At 71.4% G+C, this 26,756-nt stretch carries 20 protein-coding genes; 10 read left to right on the top strand and 10 right to left on the bottom strand.

Annotated elements, in window-relative coordinates:
- Nucleotides 1-68 precede the first annotated feature (68 nt).
- Together D473_RS0119725 and D473_RS0119720 are read right to left on the bottom strand one after the other, a co-directional pair.
- A complete protein-coding gene (locus D473_RS0119725) occupies nucleotides 69-743 on the bottom strand; it encodes an aggregation-promoting factor C-terminal-like domain-containing protein (RefSeq protein ID WP_017610774.1) in 675 nt (224 codons plus the stop codon).
- Nucleotides 744-800: 57 nt separating this feature from the next.
- Nucleotides 801-1,607 (bottom strand): aggregation-promoting factor C-terminal-like domain-containing protein, encoded by an 807-nt coding sequence (locus D473_RS0119720; RefSeq protein ID WP_017610773.1) that lies wholly within the window; start codon nucleotides 1,605-1,607, stop codon nucleotides 801-803.
- 390 nt (nucleotides 1,608-1,997) lie between these two features.
- On the opposite strand from D473_RS0119720, the gene D473_RS26155 reads away from it, so the two are divergent.
- Nucleotides 1,998-7,100: an SCO7613 C-terminal domain-containing membrane protein gene (locus tag D473_RS26155; RefSeq protein WP_152436885.1), complete on the top strand. Its 5,103-nt coding sequence runs from the start codon at nucleotides 1,998-2,000 to the stop codon at nucleotides 7,098-7,100.
- Between the two features lie 128 nt (nucleotides 7,101-7,228).
- Here D473_RS26155 and D473_RS25130 read toward each other — a convergent pair whose 3' ends face one another.
- Nucleotides 7,229-7,663: a winged helix-turn-helix transcriptional regulator gene (locus D473_RS25130; RefSeq protein WP_017610771.1), complete on the bottom strand. Its 435-nt coding sequence runs from the start codon at nucleotides 7,661-7,663 to the stop codon at nucleotides 7,229-7,231.
- 140 nt (nucleotides 7,664-7,803) lie between these two features.
- Between D473_RS25130 and D473_RS0119705 the strand changes: the two genes are divergently transcribed.
- Nucleotides 7,804-8,679 carry an SDR family oxidoreductase gene (locus D473_RS0119705; RefSeq protein ID WP_017610770.1) on the top strand — a complete coding sequence of 292 codons (876 nt, stop codon included), beginning with the start codon at nucleotides 7,804-7,806 and terminating at the stop codon, nucleotides 8,677-8,679.
- 240 nt (nucleotides 8,680-8,919) lie between these two features.
- Here the strand turns inward: D473_RS0119705 and D473_RS0119700 are convergent, their stop codons facing one another.
- Complete coding sequence (locus D473_RS0119700; RefSeq protein ID WP_017610769.1) at nucleotides 8,920-11,202, bottom strand: catalase; 2,283 nt, start codon at nucleotides 11,200-11,202, stop codon at nucleotides 8,920-8,922.
- Between the two features lie 261 nt (nucleotides 11,203-11,463).
- Between D473_RS0119700 and D473_RS0119695 the strand changes: the two genes are divergently transcribed.
- Entirely contained in the window at nucleotides 11,464-12,411 is a 948-nt protein-coding gene (locus D473_RS0119695) for an ABC transporter ATP-binding protein (protein WP_017610768.1), read from the top strand.
- On the top strand, nucleotides 12,408-13,229 hold the full coding sequence (locus D473_RS0119690) for an ABC transporter permease (protein WP_017610767.1): 822 nt from the start codon (nucleotides 12,408-12,410) through the stop codon (nucleotides 13,227-13,229). The genes D473_RS0119695 and D473_RS0119690 overlap by 4 nt, the downstream gene beginning before the upstream one ends.
- A 102-nt stretch (nucleotides 13,230-13,331) precedes the next feature.
- Here the strand turns inward: D473_RS0119690 and D473_RS0119685 are convergent, their stop codons facing one another.
- Complete coding sequence (locus D473_RS0119685; RefSeq protein ID WP_017610766.1) at nucleotides 13,332-14,885, bottom strand: hypothetical protein; 1,554 nt, start codon at nucleotides 14,883-14,885, stop codon at nucleotides 13,332-13,334.
- Nucleotides 14,886-15,694: 809 nt separating this feature from the next.
- Nucleotides 15,695-16,711, bottom strand: coding sequence for a class II fructose-bisphosphatase (glpX, locus tag D473_RS0119680; RefSeq protein WP_017610765.1), 1,017 nt, complete (start codon nucleotides 16,709-16,711; stop codon nucleotides 15,695-15,697).
- Nucleotides 16,712-16,841: 130 nt separating this feature from the next.
- Here glpX and D473_RS0119675 point away from each other — a divergent pair, with 130 nt between their 5' ends.
- Together D473_RS0119675 and D473_RS0119670 are read left to right on the top strand one after the other, a co-directional pair.
- Nucleotides 16,842-17,465: a TetR/AcrR family transcriptional regulator gene (locus tag D473_RS0119675; protein ID WP_017610764.1), complete on the top strand. Its 624-nt coding sequence runs from the start codon at nucleotides 16,842-16,844 to the stop codon at nucleotides 17,463-17,465.
- Between the two features lie 189 nt (nucleotides 17,466-17,654).
- The gene (locus D473_RS0119670; RefSeq protein WP_017610763.1) at nucleotides 17,655-18,281 is read left to right on the top strand and encodes a DUF4245 domain-containing protein; all 627 of its coding nucleotides are present in this window, start codon (nucleotides 17,655-17,657) and stop codon (nucleotides 18,279-18,281) included.
- 97 nt (nucleotides 18,282-18,378) lie between these two features.
- Here D473_RS0119670 and D473_RS0119665 read toward each other — a convergent pair whose 3' ends face one another.
- Nucleotides 18,379-19,365, bottom strand: a complete 987-nt coding sequence (locus D473_RS0119665) for a 4-hydroxy-3-methylbut-2-enyl diphosphate reductase (protein WP_083918047.1) — start codon at nucleotides 19,363-19,365, stop codon at nucleotides 18,379-18,381.
- A 315-nt stretch (nucleotides 19,366-19,680) separates the two neighbouring features.
- Here D473_RS0119665 and D473_RS0119660 point away from each other — a divergent pair, with 315 nt between their 5' ends.
- The 3 genes from D473_RS0119660 to D473_RS0119650 all read left to right on the top strand — a co-directional run bounded on the left by D473_RS0119660 (nucleotide 19,681) and on the right by D473_RS0119650 (nucleotide 22,031).
- Complete coding sequence (locus tag D473_RS0119660; RefSeq protein ID WP_017610761.1) at nucleotides 19,681-20,343, top strand: hypothetical protein; 663 nt, start codon at nucleotides 19,681-19,683, stop codon at nucleotides 20,341-20,343.
- Between the two features lie 114 nt (nucleotides 20,344-20,457).
- The gene (gene xseA / locus D473_RS0119655; RefSeq protein ID WP_241474832.1) at nucleotides 20,458-21,759 is read left to right on the top strand and encodes an exodeoxyribonuclease VII large subunit; all 1,302 of its coding nucleotides are present in this window, start codon (nucleotides 20,458-20,460) and stop codon (nucleotides 21,757-21,759) included.
- A complete protein-coding gene (locus tag D473_RS0119650) occupies nucleotides 21,756-22,031 on the top strand; it encodes an exodeoxyribonuclease VII small subunit (protein WP_017610759.1) in 276 nt (91 codons plus the stop codon). Before xseA ends, D473_RS0119650 begins: the two co-directional genes overlap by 4 nt.
- A 21-nt stretch (nucleotides 22,032-22,052) precedes the next feature.
- Here D473_RS0119650 and D473_RS0119645 read toward each other — a convergent pair whose 3' ends face one another.
- The 3 genes from D473_RS0119645 to D473_RS0119635 form a co-directional block, all read right to left on the bottom strand.
- A complete protein-coding gene (locus tag D473_RS0119645; RefSeq protein ID WP_026127128.1) occupies nucleotides 22,053-22,640 on the bottom strand; it encodes a DUF6542 domain-containing protein in 588 nt (195 codons plus the stop codon).
- A 230-nt stretch (nucleotides 22,641-22,870) separates the two neighbouring features.
- Complete coding sequence (locus D473_RS0119640; protein ID WP_017610758.1) at nucleotides 22,871-24,238, bottom strand: DNA recombination protein RmuC; 1,368 nt, start codon at nucleotides 24,236-24,238, stop codon at nucleotides 22,871-22,873.
- A gap of 77 nt (nucleotides 24,239-24,315) precedes the next feature.
- Complete coding sequence (locus tag D473_RS0119635; RefSeq protein ID WP_017610757.1) at nucleotides 24,316-25,299, bottom strand: FkbM family methyltransferase; 984 nt, start codon at nucleotides 25,297-25,299, stop codon at nucleotides 24,316-24,318.
- Between the two features lie 304 nt (nucleotides 25,300-25,603).
- On the opposite strand from D473_RS0119635, the gene ychF reads away from it, so the two are divergent.
- Entirely contained in the window at nucleotides 25,604-26,689 is a 1,086-nt protein-coding gene (gene ychF, locus D473_RS0119630; RefSeq protein ID WP_026127127.1) for a redox-regulated ATPase YchF, read from the top strand.
- Nucleotides 26,690-26,756: the final 67 nt, after the last annotated feature.

Genomic DNA, 26,756 nt, shown 5'->3' with positions numbered 1-26,756 from the left:
TCAGGGGCCCCGCCGGGGCCGAACCGGTCGGCCGGTCACGGCGGGTCCCCTCCGTGTGAGGGGACGGATCAGTACCAGCCGTTGGCCTCGGAGTGCTCCCAGGCCGCGCACGGCGAGCTGTACCGGTCCTTGATGTAGCCGATGCCCCAGTCGATCTGCGTCGCCGGGTTGGTCTCCCAGTCGGCGCCTGCGCTGGCCATCTTGCTGCCCGGCAGCGACTGCGGGATGCCGTACGCACCGGAGCTGGAGTTGGTGGCCGTATGGTCCCAGTTGCTCTCGCGCTCCCAGAGGGGCTCGAGGCAGTTGTGGAACTCGTCGGATCCCCAACCCTCGGATTCGACCACCTGGAGGGCGTATGCCTTCGGGTCACCGGAGAAGCCGGGGTCGGAGGGTTCGGACTCTTCCTCGTCTTCTTCCTCCTCTTCCGGTTCCTCCTCGACGTTGGTTCCTTCGAGGGCGCCGAACTGGACACCTCCGCCGAGCACGGAGTCACGTTGCTCCTCGGCCTGGGCCCGCAGCTCGGCGAGTTCGTCCTCGGTCGGTTCATCGGAGGAGTCGAAGAAGTCCTCCGTGCTTTCGGTGTCGGTTTCGCGTGGTTCCTCGGTCTCGGTCCCGGTGTCCGGGGCGGCCGCGTTGAGGGCCGCGTCCGGGTTCAGACCGTCGTTCGCGAAAGCCGTGGCAGCGAACGTCACGCCGGCGACCAGTGTCGCCGCACCGACCGCCGCCGTACTACGCAGCGACATTCGGTTGAGTAGCACGATTGCCTTCCCAAGAGGGGGTCAATGGCATGGAAAGCCCTATTAATACCAGTTGTTCGCCTGAGAATGGTTCCAGGCCTCACATGGGCTTCCGTGCCGGTCCTTGATGTAGCTGAGGCCCCAGGAGATCTGAGTGGCGGGGTTGGTCCGCCAGTCGTCACCGTGCGAGGCCATCTTGTCGCCGGGGAGCGACTGCGGGATGCCGTACGCACCGGTACTGGAGTTCTCAGCGGTGTGGTTCCAGTTGCTCTCCTTCTCCCAGAGGGGTTCCAGGCAGTTGTGGAACTCGTCGGCTCCCCAGCCCTGGTCCAGGACCATCTCGAGCGCGAGTTCCTCGGCCGAGCCGTCGGGCTCTGGAGGGGCGGAGGGCTCGGGGCTCGCCGTGGTGGAGGGCTCCTCTGTTCCGGGGGCCGGCTCGGGGTTCTCCGTGGCGGAGGGCTCTTCTGTTTCGGGCTCCGGCTCGGAGCTCTCGGTGGAGGGCTCCTCTGTTCCGGGGGCCGGCTCGGGGTTCTCCGTGGCGGAGGGTTCCTCTGCTTCGGGCTCCGGCTCGGGTTCGTGGACCGTGTCGCTCTGCCCGGCCGTGGCGCGGGTGGACTCGTCGACGGTCTGCTCGGCCTCGGAACGGTTCTGCTCGCGCTCGGACTCTCGGTCGCCCTCCTCGGCGTCGGGGGAGGACGCGAAGAAGTCCTCACCCGAGGCCGCCACGGGAGGCTCCGCAGCGGTGGAGGCCGCGCCGGAACCGACGTCGTCGGTCCGGGCCAAGGCCCCTGCCGACAACGTGGAGACTGCGACCACCGCGGCTGCGCCCACGGCGCTCAGCCGACGCGGTGTGAACGGGTTGCGTGGCACGGTTGCCCTTTCGCGTAGACGCACGGCGCAGCCCTTGTGAGGCCGTGTTCCGCCGTGATTGCGCGTCGGCCGCGTGTCCCGGGAAACGGCGCGGAGGGAGGGAGGGTCGGTCCGCTCCACGGTCCGCGGCGTGGGTGTCTCACGCGGCGAGAGGGATGCTGTTGCAGCGACCTCAGACTGCACCATCGTCACGAGCGCATAACACCGTTTTTACTGTGTCTTGGCTCACATTACGGAATGTGCCGAATATGGGGGCTTCTGACCTGCTCTTCCACGACGGAGAGTAAATTACCTTGTGCCCGATGTGCGGTGTGGTGTGGTTCTCATGCTCAGGCCGAGTGAGTATCCGTACCGATGTGCCGGTACCGCCTCGGGGGCGACGATGCCGGTATGCACACACACGACCCTCCCCTGTTGGTACGCCTGCGCCGGATCGACCGCCGGCTCCTGGTGCTCGACCGGCGGGTCCGGCAGCTGATGGCCGAGCGCGAGGAGGTCCTCGGGCGCCTGCGCCGAGCATCCGGAACCGGTGAGGTCCCCGAGATGCCCGAGGGGTTTGCGGCCGAGCCGGGCGCTGCTGCACCGTTCCGGCCCGAGGCCCCTTCTCCCGAGGCCGCGGAGGTCGCGGCTGCTTGGGCACACGCGATGCCGGATGCCCATGAGGCGCACGGGACGCCCGAGGCGCACGTGGCGCCCGGTACCCATCACGCGTGCGAGAATCCCGAGGCCCCTGCGGCATCTGGGGTGCTCGCCGATGCCGAGGGTGAGGGGCCAGTGGCGCGTAGGGCGCCCGGCGTGTACGAGAAGCCCGAGCCCCTTGTGGAGCCCGGGGCGGGGGAGGACCGGGCGAGCGCACGCGGTGCGGCTGCACCGCGCCGTCCGGAAGCGGACCATGTCCTCCGGCGCGACCTGCCCCCGGCCTGGGCCGTACCCGGTGCCCCCGAGACACCGGCGGCCCGTGGAACCTCCGGTGCACCCCAGGCCCTGGCCCCGCATGCGCAGCACGCAGAACCCGGGGCCCCCGGGGCCCCTGGCGAGTACGCCGGTACGGAGTCCGCACGCCGAGTCCCCGGGGCCGTACCCGAGGTCCGCCGCCACGCCGCACGCAACGTCGTCCTCGGCCTGGGCGCGGCCCTGATGTCCGTGGCCGCCCTCGTCTTCGCGGTCTGGGCCTGGACAGCCGCCGACACCGGGACCCGCGCACTCATGCTCCTGGGCGTGACCGGCGCCGTCGCCTGGACCGTGGTCCCCCTGCACCGCCGCGGGCTCGCGGCCACGGCCCAGGCCTTGGGCGTACTGCTCGTGGTCCTCCTCGCCGCGGACGCACTCCTGTTGTGGGTCCTGCTCGGCCCGGACGTCGACCCAGTGGGCTACACCGCCGGGGCCGCGGCCGTGGTGGCCGCGCTCCTGGCTCTGCACGGGCTGGCCGTCCCCCTGCGTTCCAACGCACCCGTCGCGGTGGTGCTCACCCAACCCGTGCCGGTCCTGACCGTGGTCTCCGTGTCCCCCGGTACCGGTACCGGTACCGGTTCCGCGCTCTGGCTCCTCGCGGTGGTCGCCGCGACCGCGCTCGCCGACGCGCTGGTGTTGCGCGCGTTCGCCCCCCTCGGCCTGCGCACGAGCGCGGGTGTGCTGGCGGCGACCGCGCTCCTGCTGCTGCCGTTCGGCATCTCCGTTGCGATCGCCCCCCACGCGTGGTGGGCCGTGGCCGCCACCCTCCTGCTCGCCGGGGCCGCGGGTCTCCTCCTGACCACCGGAGTGCCGGGGAAGGTCACGGAGCCCGTCTGTGTCGTCGTGCTCGCCCTGGCGCCGCTGGCCGCCTCCCGGACCTTCGACGTGCTCTTCCCCGGCCCCCTCGGGTGGTGGTGGGCCGACAGCCCCGAGCCGCTGGGCCGCCCCGCGACCGAGGTGCTGCACGCCGGGTGGGAAACGCCCGACTCCGTGCTGACGGCACTCGGTCCGGTCCTTGCGGCCGCCGTCCTCGGCGCGATCGCGACCCGTTTCCTGGCCCCCGAGCGCCTGCTTGCCCACCTCGCCGTCGCCGTACCGCTCACCCTCCTGCCGGTGGGGCTCCTGCTCGGGCTCTCCCACGGGGCCTTCCTCGTGTGGACCCTCGCCCTGGGCACCGCGATGCTGCTGGGCTCGTTCCGGATCCCCGGCCCTCGTCCGTGGGCACTGGCCGTCGGCGGGTGCGCGACCCTGATCATGGGCTTGTGGTGGGGCACGGCCGTGCAGCACTCCCTGGTCGCGACCCTGGTCCTGTTCGCGGTGCTCGCGCTCGTGTGCCTGCGCCTCGCCGGCCGTGCCCCGGCACGGGAGACCGAGCGCGGGGAGGAACGCCGTGCCGCGCTCGTCCCCGCCGCAGGCAGCGCCCCGCACGGCCCGGTGCGGGGTGCCGGCGCCGAAGCGGGGCACGGTGCGCCCCGACCGGTGGTGGCCGAGGAGAAGAGCGCCTCGGACACCACCGTGGCAGGGGTCCTGCGTTCCTGCGCCCTGACCCTGTGGAACCTCGCCGTGGCCGTCGGCGCGGTCCACGTCGTGGTCCTCGCCGTCACCCTGGAGATCTCCCTCGAGACCTCCACCGCCCCGTGGTGGGCCGCGTCCCTGGTGGCGCTGTTGTGCGCCGCCTTCGGCCTGAGCCGGGGCGGCGCCGCACGCCCTGCCGGAATCGTCCTCATGCCCGTGGCGGTACTCGTCGCGGGACCGGCGCTGGCACCGGTGGCCCGGCTGGTTGCCCGGCCGAGCGGGGGACCGGTCTCGACCGTGTGGGAACCGGCACACACGGTCCTGGACACCTCGGTCTCCGGCGGGGCGGCCACGGCGGGCGCGGTCCTGGCCGCTGGAGCCGCGGCCCTGGCTCTCACGTGGTACCTGGACCGCCGCCGGTGGCTCCTCGTCTGCGCCCTGGTCGCCCCGGTCGCCCTGCTGCCGCTCCCGATCGTGCTCGGAACGCCGTTCCTGCTCGCGGTGGTCACGGCCTTGGCCGTGGGTGCCGGTCTGATCGCGCTCCCGGTCCGCAGGGGTGTGCGCGCCCGGGCACGCTGGGCCCCGATCCTGGTGGGAACCGCGGTCCTGCTGTGGGGCCTGCTCTGGTCCCTGGCCTCGGTGTACACCACGGCCCTGGCCCTGCTCGCGCTCGTGACGGGTGCGCTCGTCATCCTGCGCGGTGCCGTACCGAACATCCGGGAAGCCGGTGTCCCGAGCTGCGACACCATGGGACCCGACACCGCGCGGTCCCTCCACGTGTGCGCGGTCCTCCTGTGGTCCACCACGATGGTCGTGGGCGGGCTCCACCTGTTCGTCCTCGCTCCGGCCCCTGCTCCGTCCGTCGGATGGTGGTGGACCGCGGCCCTGGTGACCCTGCTCTGCGCCGCCGTCGGGCTCTGCCTCGGCCGCGTCGCCCGGTACACGGGTGTCGCGCTCATGCCGGTGACCGTGCTCGTCGCGGGCCCGACCCTGGGGCCCTGGCTGCGGCCCGGCCCGGGCCCGGACGGGATCTGGAACGCACCGGACTCCGCCCTGTGGCGTCCCGCGCACACCGTGCTGGGCGCCTCGGCCTCCGAGGGAGCGCTCACGGTCGCCGCGCTCCTGGTCGCGAGTACCGCTGTCCTGGGTGTGACGTGGAAGCTGGACCGTGACCGCTGCCTCCTGGCGGGGTCCCTGGTCGCCCCCGTGGCCCTCGTTCCGATCCCGATCGTGCTCGGACTGCCCTTCACCCTCACCCTGCTCTGGACCCTGGCGGTCGGGGCCGGGCTCCTCGTCCTACCGGCCCTGCGCAGCACCCCGGCCCACGCGGGCCGGGCCCCGGTCCTGGTGGGTTCCCTGGTGCTGCTGTGGGGCCTGGGATGGTCGCTGACCTCCGAGTACACGACGGCCCTGACCCTTCTCGTGCTCGTGTCGGCCGCGCTGACCGTTCTCCTCGTGGCTCTGCCGCGGGTTCCCGATCCCATCGCGGCACGAGCGCTGCGCCGGGCGGCCGCGGGCCTGTGGCTCACCACGGCGGGCGCCGGCACCGTGGGGCTCGTGGCGTTCGCAGCCGCCCCGCAGGGACCGCTCGGACTCTGGTGGGTCGCGGCCCTGGTCACCCTGCTGTGCGCAGCGTTCGGTCTGGCCTGGGGGGATGCGGTCCGCCCCGTCGGTGTCGCCCTCATGCCCGTGGCCGTCCTCGTGGCCGGGCCGGCCCTGGCCCCGCTCCTGGTGATCGGGCCCGGAGTGCACGGGGTGTGGACCGCGCCGGACCCGGCCCTGTGGGTGTCCGCCCACGACGTGCTCGGGACCTCGATCTCCGAAGGTCTGCCCACGGCTGTCGCGGTCCTGGTCGCGGCTGCTGGGGCCGGGGGTGTGACATGGGTCCTCGCGCGTGACCGCTGTGTGTTGGTGGGGTCCCTGGTCGCCCCCGCGGCGCTCGTTCCGGTCCCGATCGTGCTGGAACTTCCGTTCCTGCTCGCCCTCCTCCTCACCCTCGCCGTCGGCACCGTCCTGACCACCGTCGCCGCCCTGCAGCGGCAGTACACCGCCGACCTGTGGCTCCCGGGCCTCCTGGGCGCGGCCGTGCTCGTGTGGGCCTTCGGGTGGTCGCTGGCCACCGACCGCACCACGGTCGTCGCCCTGCTCGCCCTCGCCGTCGCGGGTGCCGTCGCCGCCGCCCTGGCCCGTACCGTCCCGGTCGCGGTCGTCGCGACCGCCGTGGCCACCGGCGCGACCGGTGGCAGCGCCCTGGTGGTCCCGTTGACCCTGGGGCTCCCGGTGGAACACGCCGCACTGCTGCCCATCGCCTTGACCGCGGCCGTCGCGGCGGTCGCGCCCCGGCTCCCCAGTCCCTTGGCGGAGGCGGCCGAGGTCCCGGCGTCCCTGTGGGCGGCCGTCGCCCTGGTGCTCGCCGTCTCCTCCGGCGTGCGGGGCGAACTGGTCGCGCTCGGGCTCGCGTGCCTGGGCGTGGTGGTCCTGTGCAGTGCCCTGCGCCCGAACCGCAGGTTCCTGGCCGTGGGCGGTACCGGGCTCATGTTCGCCGCCCTGTGGACCGCCCTGGCCTCCTGGGAGGTCGCGGTCCCGGAGGCCTACACCGTGCCGCCGGCCCTGGCGGCGGTGGTCGTGGGAAGGGAATGGAGCCGCCGTGCCGACCGGTCGGCACAACCCTCCAGCTGGCTCGCGCTCGGCGGAGGGCTCCTGTTGCTCCTGACACCCTCCACGGTCATGGCGGTCCTGCAGGACGAACCCGCGTGGCGCATCCTCGCGGTCGTCGCCGTGGGGCTCGCCGTCACCCTGTGGGGCCTGCGCGCCCGCCTGAAGGCACTACTGGTCGTCGGCGGTGCGGCTCTGATCGTGGTGTCGGTCCGTGCGTTCGGACCCTCGTTCATGGACCTGCTCGTGGAACTGCCCAACTGGCTCCCGTTCGCCGTGGTCGGAGCCCTGCTGCTGACGGTGGGCGCCCGCTACGAGGCGAGCCTGCGCGGACTGCGGGACCTGCGGAACGCCTACACCGCGATGCGGTGAACGAGTGCGGGTCCGGTGCCCGGACCCACCAGCGCCGGCCCCCGTTCCCGGGCGGCCCGGCGCGCGCAGAGCGGTAGCGGTCAGGACCCGCACCCGCGTACCGGTCTTGCCGCGGTCGGCGGGGCCCGCTACCGGTCCTCGTCCCGGGGCTCGCGGGAGGTGGCCCTCCGCCCGGTCCCGCCCTCGGGCTCCGCGGCCTCATCCGCCTGTGCGGCCCTCTCGGCCTCCGCCGTCCGGACCCGTACCCAGTCCAGCAGCGGGAGCAGCAGGTCGGCGGCCTCCCGCCCCTCGTCGGTGAGCCGGTACACCACGTGGGGCGGCACCACCGGGCGCGCGTCGCGCACCAGGAGCCCGTCGCCCTCCAACATGCGCAGGGTCTGGGCGAGCATCTTCTCGCTGATGCCCCCGATGGTGCGCGCCAGGTCGCTCCACCGGCGGTCCTCCTCGTGCAGGGCGACCAGCACGAGCACGCCCCACTTGCTGGTGACGTGCGACAGGAGGTGGCGGGCGGTGCATTCGCCCGAGAAGAGGTCGCCGGCGATCAACCTGTTCCGTTCGGCCACACGGGAAGGAGACGGGGTACCCACACGAGGAACTTACCAAAAGGTGTGTACCCAACTTTTGGAATGGTGGGTCACGAGTGGCCGTTGGCGGTGGTGAACTCCCCGGGGCCACCGGGGAACGCACCACGAGAGGAACACCCATGTCCGTTGTCGTCACCGGAGCCACGGGTCAGCTCGGCCGTCTCGCCGTCGAGGCCCTCATCGCCAGGGGGAGGGCCCCAGGCGCGATCACCGCCGCCGGGCGCAACGCCGACCGCCTCGCCGAACTCGGGGAGGCCGGTGTGGCCACGGCCCGCATCGACTTCGACGACCCGGACACGCTCGAGGAGGCGTTCCGCGGCGCCGACGCACTGCTGCTGGTCTCCGGCAGCGAGGTGGGCGCGCGAGAGCTCCAACACCGCAACGCCATCGAGGCCGCCAGGAAGGCGGGCGTCAACCACATCGTCTACACGAGCGTGGTCAAGGCCGGCGAAACCACGCTGATCCTCGCCCCCGAGCACGCACTGACCGAGGAGATGCTCGCCGCGTCCGGCGTTCCGTACACCGTGCTGCGCAACGGGTGGTACAGCGAGCTCTTCGAGGCGGAGCTCCAGCAGGCCGAGCAGTCCGGGTCGTTCCTCGGCAGCGCAGGCAAGGGCGAGGTGGCCGCCGCTTCCCGTGCCGACCTTGCCGAGGCCGCGGCCGCGGTGCTCGCCGACCCTGCCCCGCACGCGGGGGCCGTGTACGAACTCACCGGCGACCGGGCCTGGACCAACGACGAGGTGGCCGCGGAACTCACCGAGCTGCTGGGCCGCCCGGTCGAGTACCGTGACCTGCCCGCCGAGGAGCACGCCGAGGCGCTCATGGACGAGGGGCTGGACGACGGGACGGTGCGCTTCCTCGTCGATCTGGACCGCAACAAACTGGACGGAGAGCTGGCCCTGGTCACCGGCGACCTGTCCCGGCTCCTGGGCCGCCCCGCCACGACGCTGTCCGAGACGCTGCGTTCCCTGTACCGCGACGGCACCGCGCAGTAGTGACCGCGGGGCGGCCCTGTCGCCCCGCGGCCGTGCGCCCGCAGGGCACCCCTCCCCGAGCACCGGACCATTCGCCCGGCCCTGGGGCACGGCCCAGGGCCGGGCCGGTGCACACCTTCCGTCGTCCGGTCCGTACCGCCGTCGCTCCGGTCGGCGCCGCCACCCGCACCAGGGCACGGGCGCTGCCGTCGCCGGCCACCCGGCTCGCCGGTTCCGGACACGCGGTTCGCTCCGCCCTGCTCAGGCGTGGGCGGGGAAGCGTTCCCAGACCCTGTGGTAGCCGAGCAGCTCGACGATCTCCCGCAGCACCGCCTCGCCGTCGCCGCCGATGACGACCCCGGGCGCGTCGGTGGGAATACCCGCCGTCTCGAACACCGGACGCGCCGCGGTCAGGCCCCCCACAGCCTTGGCGTGGCGGTAGGCCTCGGTGAGCAGCTGCAAGGCGCGCGGGTCGACGGCCTCCTCGACGGTCCCGCTCCAAGCCTTGGCGTCACGGGCCGCGAAGGCGTCCTTGCCCTGGGCGATGTTGCTCACCAGGATCAGAGCGTCCACCTCGATGGAGCGGCCCGTGGCGAAGCTGCGCTGCACCGTGACGGGGTCGTCTCCTCCTGCGCCGAGCTCGCCACCGGCGGGCGCGAACACGAGCGGGACCATGTCACCGTCGAAGATCTTGTCGCGAAGAGCCCGGACCACGGAGAGGTCTGCGCTGTCGTCCGCGACGATGCCGATCATGCGGCCCTTGGTGGGCCATTTGTCGCCCACCTGCGAGAGCGCCGGGCTGGGCCGGAGCGACGGGAGCTCCCGGGTGGCCTCGGGCACCGGGAGTCCGAGGCCCTCGGCCACCTGCTCGCACAGGTGAGGATCGACCTCGGCGAGCGCCCGCAGGGTGCGTTCCTTGATCGCGTTCTCGTAGCACTTGCCGAGCTCGAAGGTGAACGCGCTGATCATGTGCTCACGTTCGACCGACGACAGGCTGAGCCAGAAGAGCCGGGGCTGGGTGAAGTGGTCGGCGAACGACTCGGGCGCTTGCCGGACCTTCTTCGAGGCCGCCACCGTTGCGGGAACCTCCACGTACCCGCCTTCGTCGTTTCCGGCGAAGAACGGGCAGCCGCCGTCCAAGCTGTTGGGCTTGTACGGGGCGACGCCGTTGTACACGGCCGTCTGGTGCATGCCGTCGCGCAGCATGTCGTTGACCGGCGCGTGCGGACGGTTGATGGGAGTCTGCGCGAAGTTGGGCCCCCCGAGCCTGGTGAGCTGGGTGTCCAGGTAGGAGAACAGCCGGCCGGCCAGGAGCGGGTCGTCGGTGACGTCGATCCCGGGCACCAGGTGACCGGGGTGGAAAGCGACCTGCTCGGTCTCGGCGAAGTAGTTGGACGGGTTCGCGTCGAGGGTGAGCAGGCCGATCGGCTGGACCGGTGCCAGCTCCTCGGGGACGATCTTGGTCGGGTCCAGCAGATCGATACCCTCGAAGGTCTGCTCCGGGGTGTCGGGGAAGGTCTGGATCCCCAGCTCCCATTCCGGGTGAGCGCCCGCCTCGATCGCGTCGGCCAGGTCCCTGCGGTGGAAGTCCGGGTCCACACCACCGGTGATCTGGGCCTCCTCCCATACCTGGGAGTGCACACCGGCCTTGGGTTTCCAGTGGAACTTGGCCAGGGTGGTCTCGCCCCGCTCGTTGACGAGCCGCCAGGTGTGCACACCGAAGCCTTCCATGGTCCGGAAGGAACGCGGGATGCCGCGGTCGGCCATGAACCAGATCGTGTGGTGGAACGCCTCGGTGTGCAGGGACACGAAGTCCCAGAAGGTGTCGTGTGCGCTCTGGGCCTGGGGGATCTCCCGGTCCGGGTGCGGCTTGGCTGCGTGGACGACGTCGGGGAACTTGACGGCGTCCTGGATGAAGAACACCGGGATGTTGTTGGCGACCAGGTCGTAGACGCCCTCGGACGTGTAGAACTTGGTGGCGAAACCGCGGGTGTCGCGGGCGGTGTCCATCGAGCCCCGCGAGCCGACCACCGTGGAGAAGCGGGTGAAGACCGGGGTCTCCACGTCCTTGCCGAGGAAGGCCGCCTTCGTTACGCTCGCGGCCGTCCCGTACCCCCTGAAGACGCCGTGGGCCGCGGCCCCGCGCGCATGCACCACACGTTCGGGGATCCGCTCGTGGTCGAAGTGCATGATCTTCTCGCGCAGGTGGTGGTCCTGCAGCAGGACCGGCCCGCGGGCACCCGCCTTGAGTGAGTGGTCGGAGTCGGGGAGCCGGATGCCCTGAGCGTTGGTCAGGTAGGAACCGCCCTGCGAGAAGGCCTCCGAGGTCCCGCCGGTCGGTCGGCCCGTCGCCGTGTGCGGGGCCGGCTTGTCCTGGTCGGACTTGGGCGGGAGCGGTTCGTGCGGTTCGGTCGGCTCCTCCAACGACGGTGTCCGGGCGGCAGGCTTGCCCGGAACGGCCGCATCCGGTTCGTCCCTGTCCTCGTCCTTGACCGTTTCGGCGATCTTGTCGGCCGCTGCCTTGAGCGGGTTGTTCTCTTTCACGGAGGTCCCTCCTGAAGGACGCGCATTCGGGTGCGGCGCACACGGCACGCCGCTGTGACCGTACGGTTACGGAGAGTCACAGTGGCGCGCTACCCGAAACGAGGGGATCGAAGCAGAGGGGTTCGGCTCGTCCGGGAACTTGTACTCACTCTTTACCGGGAAGGCCCGCCTCTCTGCGGGGGAGCCCGCCCGGACGTGCGGACCCGCGCCACCGGTGGAAAAGCGGTGGCGGTCCGGGACGCCGCTGTCTAACGTGAGCTGATGACCACACCTCCCAGCGGCCGGGGCGTGCGCCCGGCTCCCGGTGTCCCCGCACTCCGCCTCAGCGGCGTCGTCAAACGCTTCGGAAGCCTGGCCGCCGTCGACGGCCTCGACCTCGAGGTCCCCCGAGGAACCGTCCTCGGACTCCTCGGCCCCAACGGCGCCGGCAAGTCCACCACCATGCGCATGCTCACCGGCCAGTCCCTGGCCACCGAGGGCCGCATCGCGATCCTCGGCCACGAGATCCCCGCCGAGTCCAAGTGGGCACGCGCACGCATGGGCGTCGTTCCCCAGCACGACAACCTCGACGAGGAACTCACCGTCGAGCAGAACCTGCGCATGTTCAGTTACCTGTACCGCGTCCCCCGCCGCGGCCGACGCGAGGCCGTCGCCCGCGCCATGCGCCTGGCCCAGCTCCAGGACCGAGGCGACACCGTCGTCGACGACCTCTCCGGCGGCATGCGCCGCAGGCTCCTCATTGTCCGCGCCCTGCTCCACCGGCCCGAACTCCTCCTCATGGACGAACCCACCGTCGGTCTCGACCCCCAGGTACGCCAGGAACTCTGGAGCCTCATCGACGCTCTGCGCAGCGAGGGCGCCACCGTCCTGATGTCCACCCACTACATCGAGGAGGCCGAACGCCTCTCCGACGAGGTCGCCCTCATGGCCGCCGGCCGCATCGTCGAACGCGGCGTCCCCTCGGAACTGGTCGCCAAGTACGCGGGCCGGACCGTCGCCGAGTTCACCACGGGGGAGGAAGGCGTGGCCGGTCTCGAACACCTCCTGCACAGGGACGGCTTCGCCACCCGCCGCACCGGAACCACGGTCTCCGCCCTGCGCGCCGAGGAGATCCCCGATCCCCTCCTCGCCCGGCTCGGCACCCCGCACCGGCGCGCCGGCAACCTCGAGGACGTGTTCGTGGCCCTGACCGGGGAGAACGTCGAATGACACCGGAACAGACCCGCGCCGACGCCCGACCCCGCGTGCACGTGCGTCCCGGGCGCTTCGAACTCGACGCGGTCCGCGGCGTCGTCGCACGCGAGTGGATCCTCTACGGCCAGTCCTGGCGGGCCACCACCTTCGCCGCGATCGTCGAACCCACCATCTACCTGCTCGCCTTCGGTTTCGGTATGGGTGCGCTCATCGGGAACCTCGCGGGCTTCAGCTACATCGACTTCCTCGGGACCGGGATCGTCGCGGTCTCGGTCATGTTCCAGTCGATGATGCCCGCCGTCATCAACACCTTCATCAAACGCCGCTACCTGCGCACCTACCAGGCCGTGCTGGCCGCACCCGTGGACGTACGCGAGGTCGTCACCGGCGAGGCGCTGTGGTTGGCCGTTCGTGCGAGTGTGTACGGGTGCGTACCCCTGCTCGTGGCGGTCGCGTTCGGGCTGCGGCCCGGCCCGGGAGCGCTCGCGGTGCCCCTCGTCGCCTTCCTCGCCGGGTTCGCCTTCGCGCTGTTCGGAATCTGGATCTCGTCGGTGATCACCTCGGTCCGCTCCATGGACTACGTCTTCAGCGGACTCTTCACACCGTTGTTCCTGGTAGCCGGGACGTTCTTCCCCATCACCGAGCTGCCCGACTGGGTGCAGACCGCGGCCCTGGCCAACCCGCTCTACCACGCGGTCGAACTCATCCGCGGAAGTGTTTTCGGTCAGCTCACCCCGGGCTCGGTGCTGTTGCACACCGGTGTGCTGCTGGGCTTCATCGCGCTCATGTGGATCCTCGCGTGCCTGCAGATGAGGCGCCGCGTCATCAGCTGATCCGCGGCCCCCGCCCGGGCACGAGACGGGGCCGCGTCCCTTCCGGACACGGCCCCGTGTACCCGAGCGGGGAAGGTCCCCGCGAGCGGAACGCTCCGCGTTCTAATCTCCGCCGCTGGGCGACCACCGCAGCTCACCGGAGAGCTGGTTGCCCTCCTCGTTCGGGGTCATCGAGAGCCCGACGGCGCCCCACTGGGAGGGGTCGGCGACGTCGGAGTCCTGCTCCAGCACCTGGCGCAGGTCGAAGAACCCGGACACGACCGCCTCGTCCATCTCCTGCATGGTCTGCTCGAACACCGGGTCGTCGGCGAGGGCGCCCGTGGAACTGGAACCCTCCTGGATCACCACGGCGCCGTCCTCCTCGTCGATCGCGGGCGGCTGTCCGTAGGGGCCCACGACCAGGTCGTTGACGAAGTCCTCCAACACCTGCTGGTCGGCGCCCTCGGCCCGGTACATGAAGGACTCCTCTCCGCCGCTTTCCTCGAAGAAGTCGTCGGAGCCCTGGCCGGTGAGGCCGAAGACCGTGGAGGTGCCCAGGAGCGCCCCGAACCCTTCGGGCAGGTGCGCGCCCACCGAGTTCAACTCGCGCTCCATCTGCTGGAAGTCGCGGTTGTCGGTGAGGAAGTCGAGCTCACCGTCGTCGTAGGCCTCGTTGAGGGCGCTGTCCAGGCCGGTGGCACCGAAGGCCATCACGGTGTTCTCCGGCAGTTGTCCGACGGCCTCGACGCTGCCGGCCTCGGCCTCCGACAGCCACGTCATGTCGGCACCGTCGATCGACCAGTCCGTGAGCGAGGACTGCACCTCGAGGTAGGAACCGTCCACGTGCAGCGCCCCGGAGAAACGTCCGGAGACCTCGGAGGGGCCGGGGGCCATGCCGCCCCGGAGCTCTTGCGAGAACCCCTCGATCTCGTTCAGGGCACCCGCGTCGGCCCACGCGGTGGCGAGGCTGTTGGAGGGCAGGCCGGAGACGTCGGAGGAGAACTCGTCGGCGGAGTCGAGTGTGCCGTGCTCCTCCACCTGGCGCTCCATGTCGGAGAGGGAGGCGTTGTCGGGGGTCAGGAGCGCGAAACCGTCGGCGATCTCGTAGTAGAGGTCGTCGTACTCGCCGGAGAGGGAGCCGAACTCCTCCTCGGCCAGGCGCTCGTCCTCGACGGCCAGCGCGATGACCATGCCTGTGCCGCCGGGCCCGGCCTCCGAACCGACCTCCTCGTCGTCGGAGGGCCACATGCCCACACCGGCGCCGTCACCGATCCATTCGTTCACGGAACCCTTGTCCGTCTCGGGGAAGGCCTCGGTGAACACGTCGGCGAAGAGCTCGTTCATGTCGCCGTCCCCGGCGTCGATCTCCTCGGCCACCTCGTCCGGGAGCTGGTCGATGAACTCCATGAGTTCCACCGCCTGGCTGCCGTCGATGGACAGGTCGACCTTGCCGAACGCGGCGGTGTTGCCGGGGAACACGGTCTCGGGCCGGTTCCCGCCGAGATTGACCAGGGACACCGACGCCCACACGGCGCCCGCCATCACGGCCACGGCCGTGGTGGCCGCGACGGGGATGAGCCACCGGTTACGGCCGCCGCCGCCACCACCAGGGGGCACGGAACCGCCGGAGGGGTGCCCGTGGGGGCCGCCGGGAGGGACCGGGCCACCGGGGGGCATGGGCGCACCCGGGCCGCCAGGGCCTGCGGGACCGCCGGGCGGCATGGGCGCACCGGGGCCGGCGGGTGGCACGGGGCCTCCCGGGCCGGGCGGGGCACCGGGGCCGCCGGGTTGCCCCGGGGCGCCGGCCTGCGGGGGTTGCCCCGGCCCAGGCTGCCCGGGCTGGTGCGGCCACTGGGGCTGCTGTGGGGGATCGGGGAAGGACATCGGACCTCCGGCGGGGAACTGACGGTGCGCGGATCGCGCGGTGAACCGGTGGATCTGATGCCCACCGGCCCCGGAATGGTTCGCGATCGGTGCCCGTCGTCTGCTGTCAGGGAGAATGTGGAAGGTGTCGGCAGGGGAGAGGGCCCGAAGAAAGGCTCGAGCTTCCTTACGGGCCACGGAGCGGCCGGGCTCCTGGCCGGACCCGGGCCTCACGGGGCGAGTCACCCCGCCGCGGGCGCGTGACCCACGGACGCGCCCTCAGGGGAGGGTGCGGATCCTGGAGGGGCGCGCAGCCCGGACGCACCAGGGTCCGTGCCTCTGCGGGAAGGAGGCCGGCCCCGGGAGCCCGTACCGGTCGGAGCATGGACCGTGAGCTGCGCCCACGCACTCGGTACGAGGCTACTTCCCCTGCGGGTGTGGCCCCGCAGCCGAGCCCCCCTTCTGCGGAGCGAGCTCTCGGTGCCCGGCTGTGCAGGTGATCCCGCCCGGCTGCCCGGTGCACGCCCCGTCGCGCGTTCCCTGCCCGGCCGGCTCCGCGGGCAGGGCCCGTGCCCCCTTTCGAGCGGTACGGGCACCCCCGGCAGGCACCCGTACCCGGGTGTTCAGGACGCGGTGTTCAGTTCCACGCCGCTGTAGGCGGAGAGCTTGCCCAGACGGTGCTCGCTGTGCACCTGGCGCACGGTTCCGCTGCGCCCGCGCATGACCAGCGAGTCCGTGTGCACACGGGTGGACTCGTAGCGCACCCCGTCCACGAGCTCGCCCTCGGTGATCCCCGTCGCAGCGAAGAACACGTCGTCGGAAGCGACGAGGTCGTCGGTGGTCAGCACCCGGTCCACGTCGTGTCCGGCGGCGATCACCTGCTGACGTTCGGCGTCGTCCTTGGGCCACAGGCGCCCCTGGATGACCCCGCCCAGGCACTTCATGGCGCAAGCGGTGATGATGCCCTCCGGGGTGCCGCCGATCCCCAGCAGCAGGTCCACGCCGGTCCCGGGGCGGGCTGCCATGATCGCGCCCGCCACGTCGCCGTCGCTGATGAACTTGATGCGGGCCCCGGCCTCGCGCACTTCCTCCACGATCTGCTGGTGGCGCGGACGGTCGAGGATGATCACCGTGACGTCCTGCGGTGCCTTGCCCTTCGCACGGGCCACAGCGCGCACGTTGTCGCCGACGGGCGCCGCGATGTCGACGGCCTCGGCGGCCTCGGGGCCGGTCGCCAGCTTCTCCATGTAGAAGACCGCGGAGGGGTCGAACATGGTCCCGCGCGGGCTCAGCGCGATCACCGCCACCGAGTTCGGCATCCCGTTCGCGGTCAGGGTGGTGCCGTCGACCGGGTCGACCGCCACGTCCCAGTCGTGCCCGCCACCGTCGCCGACGTTCTCACCGTTGTAGAGCATGGGGGCGTTGTCCTTCTCGCCCTCGCCGATGACCACGGTGCCGTTCATCGACACGGTGCTGATCATGTGCCGCATCCCGCGGACCGCGGCGCCGTCGGCGCCGTTCTTGTCGCCCTTGCCGACCCAGCGGGCGGCCGCGAGCGCGGCCGTCTCGGTGACACGGACCAGCTCCAACGCGAGGTTGCGGTCGGGAGTGGTGGAGTTACCGGGCTGCGACATGGACATGACACCTTCCGTCGAGGAACAGGGCGGGACGTACGTCTTAGGGTAGTCACCCGAGGTGTTCCGACGGGCCTGTGGGCGGACCCGTGTCACATACGGGCCGACCGGCGACGGAGTTGAAGAGGGCGTGACTGTGGACAGGACGGACAAACCCACGAGGACCTCCCTGCGAGGGGCCGCCACACGCAGTGCACTGCTCCGGGCAGCGGCCCAGGTCTTCCGGACCGTGGGTTTCTCGAAGGCCGGTGTCAGCGAGGTCGTGGCCGTGGCCGGAGCCAGCGTCGGCAGCCTCTACCACCACTTCGGCGGCAAGGCGGACCTGTACCTGGCGTTGTACGAGGAGTTCCAGACCCGCCAGCAGGAGCGCACCCACGAGGCCGTCGTCGAGGCGCGCGGCGCGGGTGAGAGTGATCCCACACGCCTGATGAACATCGCCGCCCGTGCCTACCTGCTCGGATGTGTCGAGGAGCGCGAGACCACCCGCCTGTTCTTCAGCGGCGACGGCCCGCCCGGGTTCGACTACCAGCTCCGCGAGCGCCTGACGGGTTGGACCGACCGGAACGTCGCGCTGTTCCGCAAGGCCGACGAGCCGGTCGACGAGGCCCTGCTGATCGTGGTCTCCGGTGCGATGCTCATCGCGGTCGCCGAGGTCGTGCGCCGTGACGACGTCGATGCCCGCCGTCTCGCCGACGACATCACCGATCTGCTGAGCACGCTCCAGCCCCGCCCCCACGAGCGTGAGGCCGCCGCGAACTGACGGCCGGTCGCCGGTGGGCGCGGGGCTCCACGCCCCCGCGCGGGGTGCTCCCGGCCCGGTAGGAGCGCTCCGCAGCGGCCCGGGCTCTCGTCCGGCCGCACCGAGCGCTCGGGACCGGGCCCTTCACCGGACGGTTCGGGGTACCCCGGGTCGGAGTCCTCCCCGACCTGCGGCAAGCTGGGACGTGCCATGAGTGAGTACAGCCGGTCCAGCGCGACCTTCAAGAACTACGCCATCTCCCTCGGGATCATCGTCGGCATCCTGCTGTTGATGTACGTCGTCGTCGCGACCCGCTCGGAGGAGCGCATCCCGACGGTGGAGTACGGGCCGGACGCGGAGACCCTGCGAGCCGAGGCCGATTACCAGGTGACCCTGCCGTCCGAGGACCTCCCGGAAGGGTGGACCCCGACCAGCTCCCACCTCGACATCAACGAGCCCGTGGAGTGGAGCCTGGGCTTCGCGACACCGCAGGACAGCCACGTCATGATCACCCAGAGCGACGACGACCCGGGGCGCGTGATCGCGGACCGTGTCGAGGACGCCGATCCGGTCGGAGTGGTCAACGCCGGTGACCGCGAGTGGGAGCACTTCGACAACGACGACGACTGGCGTGCCCTGGTCTGGCAGGAGGACGACGTCACGCTGATCGTCTCCGGCCCCGCCGACCTCGACGAGCTCGCGTACATGGCCGAAGGGCTGCGCCCCATGCCCGAGGACGGGGACGCGGGGGCGACCGAAGGTTCCGAGGGCGCCGGGAACACGGAGGGAGCCGATACCGGCGACGAGGGATCCGGCTCCGAACCCGCCGACGCCTGAACGCAACCGGGGGCCGCCGTGCACCACGGCGGCCCCCGGTCGTGTCATTCCACCCGGCCCCGGGTCTCGTCCCGGCCCCGGAGTGTCCTACCGGCCCTTACCGCTGGGCCTCGGCCTGCTCGGCGCGCAGGTCGCGCCGCAGCTCCTTGGGCAGGGAGAAGGTCAGGTTCTCCTCGGCCGTGGTCACCGGGGTGACCGAGCCGTAGCCGAATCCGGACAGCTTGTCGAGGAGCTCGCGCACGAGGATCTCCGGCACGGAGGCGCCACTGGTCACACCGACCGTGGTGACGCCCTCCAGCCAGGACTCGTCCATGAACGTGGCGTTGTCGATGAGGTAGGAGGCATCGGCGCCGGCCTCGAGGGCGACCTCGACCAGGCGCACGGAGTTCGAGGAGTTGTCCGACCCCACGACGATGACCAGCTCGCACTCGGGCGCCATGGCCTTCACGGAGTCCTGGCGGTTCGAGGTGGCGTAGCAGATGTCGTCGCTCGGCGGGTCGATCAGGTTGGGGAACCGCTCGCGCAAGGCGTCCACGGTCTGGTTGGTCTCGTCCACCGACAGGGTGGTCTGGGAGAGCCAGGAGACGTTGTCCGGGTTGCGCACCTGGACCTTGTCGACCTCCTCGGGGCTCTCCACGATCTGGACGTGCTCGGGCGCCTGACCACTGGTGCCCTCGACCTCCTCGTGGCCGATGTGGCCGATGAGGACGATGTCGCGGTCCTCCTTGGAGAACCGCTGTGCCTCCTTGTGGACCTTGGTGACGAGCGGGCAGGTCGCGTCGATGGTCTTCAACTGACGCTGGCCGGCCTGCTCGTGTACGGCTGGGGAGACACCGTGGGCGGAGAACACCACGATGGCGCCCTCGGGGACCTCCTCGGTCTCTTCGACGAAGACGACGCCCTTTTCCTCCAGCGTGCGCACCACATGGGTGTTGTGCACGATCTGCTTGCGGACGTAGATGGGAGCGCCGTACTGCTCCAAGGCCTTCTCGACGGTGATGACCGCCCGGTCGACACCGGCGCAGTAACCCCGCGGGTTGGCGAGCAGCACACGGCGTTGGTTCGTCGCAGTCGTCGCACTCATACTTCACATCCTAGGTGGGGTGCGGTGAGGTGGGGGGTTTTTGGGCCTTGTGTGGTACACGGCACCGCGCTGGTGGTCAGTCCTCTCCCCACCGTAGATGCTGTACGAATGTGACGGGATCGCAACGGGACATATCCGCTTCCGCAGCGAAGTGTAGGGATCATGCAGCTGTCCCCCGCTCATGGTGTTCCACCTCCTCTATCCTGGTTCACCATCACATCCGTCAAAGGCGGTTCGCACTCAACTCGGCCTTGCCTGGTTTTCTGGAAGCGCGCCGCTGGCCCATCAGCCGAGACCCTCAGGAGCCCCCGCCCTATGTCGAACACGTCGATCGTCACGAAGTTGCTGACCCTGGTCAAGGGTGCCTTCGGCCGCAAGGACACCGCCTCCGACGCGGTCCTGGAGCCGCGGGCCGAGGACGGGGGGCAGGCCGCGGAGAACGGCGGCGGGGAGCAGAAGACCTCCACCGCGACCGCGGAGCGGGCCGAGGAGGCGGCCCCCGCCGAACAGGCCGGGGAAGAGGCCGCCGAGCCCGCGAAGCCCGAGTCCGCAGGGCCCGAGTCCGCAGGGACCGAGCCCGAAGCCCCTGTCGAGAAGGCCGCCACCCCGGCCCCCGAGGCCCCCGCCGAACAGGCCGAGGAGAAGGAGCCGGCCCAGACGCCGACCCCGGCCACAGAGGACGTCCCGGAGAAGGCCGCCGCCATCGCCCAGGAGCTCGGCACCAACGAACACCACACCGAGGTCGCCAGCGACGACGTCCTCGAGCGGGTGCGCAAGGGGGCCGCCCCTTCCGCCGATGAGCTCGCTGTGCCCACCTACGACGAGCTCACCCTTCCCTCGATCCGCGCGCGCCTGCGCAAGCTCACCATCGACCAGGTCCGCGACCTGCGCGCCTACGAGGTCGCCCACCAGGCGCGCCCGGAGTTCATCAAGATGTACGACAACCGCATCGCCAAGCTCCAGGCCGAGGAGCGCTAGCGGTTCGAGCGGGCGCCGCCTCCCTCCGGCGCCCGCTCGAAGACCTCCCCGGCCTCCACCTGCGGGCGCGCCCGCGGTCGGAACCGTCGCAGGGTTGCCCTAGGGTTCCGAGGCATGGGAATGGAGAGCTCAGCCGAGGCGCCGCAGCCGGTCCGCGTCGTCCTGAACGCCGTCGGCCAGTGGATCGGCCGCCTGGGCCGGATCTGGGTCGAGGGGCAGATCGCCGAGCTGAACCGGCGCGGCCGCATGGCCTACATCACGCTGCGCGATCCGGTCGCCAACGTCTCCGCCAACGTCGTGTGCCCCACGGCCGTGCTCGACGCGCAGAGCCCGCCCCCCGAGCCGGGCGCACGTGTCGTCGTGCACGCCAAACCCGACTTCTACGAGCCCCGCGGCCGTTTCTCCCTGCGTGCCCTGGAGATCCGCCATGTGGGGCTGGGTGAACTCCTGGCCCGCCTGGAACAGCTGCGCCGCACGCTCACCGCCGAGGGCGTCTTCGACCAGGCCCGCAAGCGCCCGTTGCCGTTCCTGCCCAACACCGTCGGGCTCGTGTGCGGGCGCGACTCGGCTGCCGAACGCGACGTGCTGGAGAACGGCCGCCGCCGTTGGCCCGCGGTGCGCTTCGAGGTGCGCCCGGCCACGGTCCAGGGCGAACGCGCCGTCCGTGAGGTCGTCGCGGCCCTTCAGGAGCTCGATGCCCACCCCGAGGTCGACGTCATCGTCATCGCCCGCGGCGGGGGCTCCCTGGAGGACCTGCTTCCCTTCTCCGACGAGGCCCTGGTGCGCGCGGTGGCGGCCTCCACCACCCCCGTCGTCAGCGCCATCGGCCACGAACAGGACGCGCCCCTGCTCGACCACGTCGCCGACGTGCGCGCCTCCACCCCCACCGACGCCGCCAAACGCACCGTGCCCGACGTGGGCGAACAGCTCGAGATCGTGCGCCAGCTCCGCGACCGTGGCCGCCGGGTCGTTCAGGGCGGTCTGGAACGCGAGTTCTCCTGGTTGCGCGGTGTGCGTTCCCGCCCGGCGCTGGCCGATCCGGTCCGTGAGGTCGACCGGCTCACCGAGCAGGTCGTGGAGCTGCGCGATCGCGCCCGGCGCAGCCTCACCGCCTCCTTGGACCGTTCCGCCGACGGTCTCGGCCACACCCGGGCCCGCCTGCACGCTCTCTCGCCCGCGACGACGCTGGCCCGCGGGTACGCGATCGTGCAGCGCGGCGACGGTTCGGTGGTGCGTTCCGCCGCCGGCCTGCAGGAGGGTGAGGAACTGCGGGTGCGTCTGACCGAGGACAGCTTGCGCGCGAGTGTCACAGAGATCGAGGCCGGCGGGGACGGGACCTCCGTGCCGGCCGGCAGCCAGACCACCGGGGGCGGGGATCCCGCGCCCGACGAGACGACCGAGGGGGAGAACCCGTGAGCGAGAGCGCCGAGACCGGCAGCGACACCGCCGCCGAACCGGAGATGAGCTACGAGGAGAGCCGCGAGGAACTCAACGACGTGGTGCGCCGGTTGGAGTCCGGCGGGCTGAGCCTGAAGGACTCGCTGGCTCTGTGGGAGCGCGGTGAGGAGCTCGCGCGTGTGTGCGAGCAGTGGCTCGAGGGGGCCCGCGCCAAGCTTGCCGCCGCGATGGACGAACGTGCGGAGAACCGGTCGGGGGCCGGGGGAGAGGACGCCGGCACGCCGTTCTGAGTCCGGGCGGTGCGGCCCGGGTCAGCGGCGGCCGTTGAGCTCGTCGCCCAGTTCGCGCAGGTTCCCGGGAAGCCCGCGGAAGACCGCGATGACCAGCACCAGCGCGGTGCCCAGGAACAGCCACGGGGCGACCTCGGCCAGGCGGGAGGCCAGGCCGAGCACCAGGACCCGGGTGAAACCTTCGTTGCCGAGCGCGAGCAGGCATTCGGCGCTCACGGCGGAGACGAAGAACGCGATGGGCGGGCTCACCGAAAGTGACAGCAGGTCGGGCGGGCGCACGAGGACGGCGGTCATCAGGCAGGCCGCGGTGAAGGCGATGCCCGGGGCCGCGGGCCAGGAGGCCGCGTGCGCGATCATCGTGCCCGTGAAGCTGAACAGGACGATGAGGAGGATCCCTCCGCGCCCGGTCAGTCGGGGCAGGCCCGCCGGTGTGCTCGTGGGGCGTGCTTTTTCGGGGCGCGGGCTCGCGGGGCGCGCGGGCCGGGGCGCGGTGCGGTCGGAGCGTCGCTGTGTCTTCTGGGCCACGGCCGTGTTCGTCTCGCGCCCCTCGGAACGTACGAAGTACGGAGCCCGGCCGGGCTCCGGGCCTTCCTTCCTGCGCGGGGGCATGGCTGCGCACCTCCCAGGTTCATTACTCACGGTGTTTAGTGTTTCACTTCTCGTGGGGGTTCGGTGTCTTTTCCGGGGATCGTGTCGTCCTTTTGTCCACTTGCCCCTTCCGTGCCGAACACGCCTTCTGGGGATTGGACCACGACTTCGTCCCTCCGGGTTCTGGAAGGTTTCCGAGGAGTCCCGGTGAACTGGGGTGAGAAGTACGGAGAGTGGAGAAAAAGGTACATTCAGGCCATGCCGGTGTTCCCGTTGTGAGCGCGCTGAATACTGTCCGCGCCGAACCGTTCTGACGTGCCCCGGTCCGACTCGCCGGTCCCCGTGTCCTCCCGGAACGCGCCATCACTCGCCCCAGCGGTAGATCGATCCTGGTCAGAGAGGCGAACACTCCCGACCAGTTCCGGGGACGACAACGCCCGCGGGCTCTCCCGGGCCCCCGGAGGGCGTTCCAGATCACCGTCGACCAGCCCCAGCTCCTCGAACCGCCGCGCCGTCACCAACACCCGGCTCTCCAACGACCCCACCGTCTGGTTGTAGGCCGCCACCGTCCGGTTCAAGGCCCGGCCCAGGCCGTCCACGTGCCCGCCCAGCGTCGACAACCGCTGATGCAGCTGCTTGCCCAGGTCGAAGACCTCGCGCGCGTTCTCGCTCAATGCCTCCTGCTGCCACGCGTACTGGGCGGTGCGCAACAACGAGATTAACGTCGTGGGGGTGGCGATGTGCACCCGGCGCCCCATCGCGTGCTCCAACAGCCCCGGGTCCTGCTCCAGTGCCGGCGCGAGGAAGGACTCACCCGGGATGAACAGCACCACGAACTCCGGGGCAGGGGTGAACGAGGCCCAGTACGACTTGCCCGCGAGCTGGTCCACGTGGGTGCGCAGCTGCTTGGCGTGCGCACGCAACTCCGTGTCCCGGTCGGGGTCCTGTTCCGACTCGACCGCGTTCAGGTAGGCCGACAGCGGCACCTTGGCGTCCACGACGATGTTCTTGCCCCCGGCCAGGCGCACCACCATGTCCGGCCGCTGCGACCCGTCCGGTGTGCTCGCCTGCTCGTCGAAGTCGCAGTGGGAGGCCATCCCGGCCAGCTCCGCGACCCGGCGCAACTGCACCTCGCCCCACCGGCCGCGGGCCTCCGGACGGCGCAGCGCCGTCACCAGCGAGCGGGTCTGGTCGCGCAGCCGATCCGACCCCTCGCGCACCAGTTCCACCTGCTTGGCCAGTTCCGCGTGGGCCGCGGCCCGTCCCGAGTCGACCTCCCGCATCTGGCGCTCGACCCGCGACAGGGTCTCGGCGAGCGGCTCGACCATACGTTCCACCGCGCGGCGCCGTTCGTCCAGGTCCCCGCCGGCCTCGGCGTTGACCGCACGCAACCGGCCCTCCGCCAGTTCCAGGAACCGCTGGTTGGTCTGGTCCAGGGCCTGTACCGACATGGCCCGGAACCGTTCGGCCAGCTGCTCCTCCATGTACTCGGCGCGCTCCCGCGCCGCCTCCGCCTCGGCGCGGGACCCGGCATCGCGCGAGCGTGCCAGCAACCACCCCAGGGCCGTGCCGACGGCCAGACCGACCAGGAGCGTGAGCAAGAGTGCGAGACCGTCCATGGCGCACCATGGTGTCAGCCCCACCCCCGATCCCGCTGTCGGACGCGGGCGCCGGTCCGGGGCCCGCGTCCTCACGGTCAGTTCTCCGAACCGGACCGCATCGCCGGCAGGCAGCGGGCCAGCGCGGACCGCCAGGCCAGCACCGATCCCCAGTACTCCGGGGGTGCCTCGTGCGGGGCGAGCAGCCACATGCGCTCCCAGGAGGGCGACTCCCGGGCGTCGATCCGTCCGCGCGGGGAGGAGGGCACCTCCTCGTGCACCGGGTACCACCAGTACCCGAGGGGCTCCAGCAGCGCCATGAGCCGTTCCTCCAGGCCCAGGTCCGGACGCACCTTGACCAGGATCCACGGCCGGTGCCGGCGCAGCACCTCCAACGCACCCGCGACCACGTCCGGTTCGGAGCCCGCAGTGTCGACCGTGACCACACGTGGATGGGCGGCGGCCTCCTCGGCCCACCGGGACAGGGACACGATCGGCACCTGGCTGTGTGCGAGGTCCGTGAGGGCCGTCCCACCCGACACCGTCGTGTTGCACGTGTCGTTGTACGGGGAACGGCGCAGGCGGGCCGTGCCGTTGTAGTTGCCGACCGCCGTGCCCACCACCGTGACCCCCAGGTCGCCGGAGTCGGAGACCGTGCGGGCCGCGGCGGCCAACTCCGGGGCCGGCTCGAACGCGAAGACCGCCCGGCGGGACCGGGCCGCCGCCAACGCCGCGTAGACACCCACCCCCGACCCGACGTCGAACACCGCGCCCGGTTCCGCGTGCTCGACCGCCGCCAGGAAACAGGACAGGCCCGCCGGCCCGTACTGGGCCAACCCGCCCTCCTCCAGCCGGCGCGGCACCGTGAGGTCGCCCGGCAGCTCCAACTCCACACGGTCCGGGCCCGACGCCGGTCCCTGCTCCGTGCGCGGAAGCTCCAGCGGAAAACGGCGCATCCACGGGGGAAGCCGGTCCGGGTCCAGCCCGCCCAACCGCCGCGGCAGACGGGTCCGCAGACGCTGAGTGGCGAAACGCACGATCGGATAGCGGCGCACGAGCGCACGCAGTTGGTCGGTGACCACAGGTGTTCCCCCCCAGAAACGGTGCCGCGGCCAGGGCTCTGGGCCCGCACCGCGGTGACCGTGTCTCCCCTCGACGGTCCGGGGGCGGGGGCGGCACGCGGCCCCCACCCCTGTCGGTGTCGCACCCCTCACGGGCCCGAACGTCGGCCCGCGAGTCCCTTCCCCTGCCCGTGGCTGTGCCTCGACAACACGTACCGAACCTAGCGTGCGGGGCCGTCGGGGCGCATGCGGTTCGGAGGAACGTCCGTGCTTTGCCGGTCACGACGGATCGGTGGCCCCCTACGGCCGCATAGACTCGGGTCCTGTGAGTCTGACAATCGGGATCGTCGGCCTGCCCAACGTCGGCAAGTCCACCCTCTTCAACGCATTGACCAAGAACGACGCTCTGGCTGCGAACTATCCGTTCGCCACCATCGAGCCCAACGTCGGGGTCGTGGGTGTGCCCGATGCCCGGCTCGGCACTCTGGCGGAGATCTTCGACTCGGCGAAGCTCATCCCGGCGACGGTCGACTTCGTCGACATCGCGGGCATCGTGAGCGGCGCCTCCACCGGCGAGGGCCTCGGCAACAAGTTCCTCGCCAACATCCGCGAGAGCGACGCCATCTGCCAGGTCATCCGGGCCTTCGATGACCCCGACGTCACACACGTCGACGGTGACATCGAGCCTTCCCGCGACATCGAGACCATCAACACCGAGCTGATCCTGGCCGACCTCCAGACCCTGGAGAAGGCGGTCCCGCGCCTGGAGAAGGAAGCCAAGCGCAACGCCAAGGACAAGGCGGCCCAGGAGACCCTGCAGGCTGCACGCGACGCGCAGGAGGTCCTCGACCGGGGCATGTCGCTCTCCGTGGCCGAGGGCGTGGACACCGACCGGCTGCGGGAGCTCAACCTGCTCACCGTCAAGCCGTTCATCTACGTGTTCAACCTCGACAGCGAGGAGCTCGCCGACGAGAAGCTGCGCGCCCGTCTGCAGGAGCTCGTGGCCCCCTCCGAGGCGATCTTCCTCGACGCCAAGATCGAGGCCGAGCTCGCCGAACTCGAGGAGGACGAGGCCCAGGAAATGCTGGAGTCGCTCGGCCAGACCGAGCCCGGCCTCGCCCAGCTCGCCCGCGTCGGGTTCAGCACCCTGGGTCTGCAGACCTACCTGACCGCCGGGCCCAAGGAGGCCCGCGCCTGGACCATCAAGCAGCGCGCCACCGCTCCCGAGGCCGCCGGGGTCATCCACACCGACTTCCAGCGCGGCTTCATCAAGGCCGAGGTGGTCTCCTTCGACGACCTCGTGTCGGCCGGTGACATGCAGACCGCGCGCTCGGCGGGCAAGGTCCGCATCGAGGGCAAGGAGTACGTGATGTCCGACGGCGACGTGGTGGAGTTCCGCTTCAACGTGTAGTCGGGTTCCGGGTCGAGTGCCGGAGCACACCGTGTGGGGTCCGGCACTCGTTTCACGGTCCGAGCCG

Origin of the sequence: Nocardiopsis xinjiangensis YIM 90004 (assembly GCF_000341145.1) — a bacterium.
In the GTDB taxonomy this organism is placed as follows: domain Bacteria; phylum Actinomycetota; class Actinomycetes; order Streptosporangiales; family Streptosporangiaceae; genus Nocardiopsis; species Nocardiopsis xinjiangensis.
Note: the sequence above shows the minus strand (reverse complement) of the source record. Positions and strands in the feature narration are given on the sequence as shown.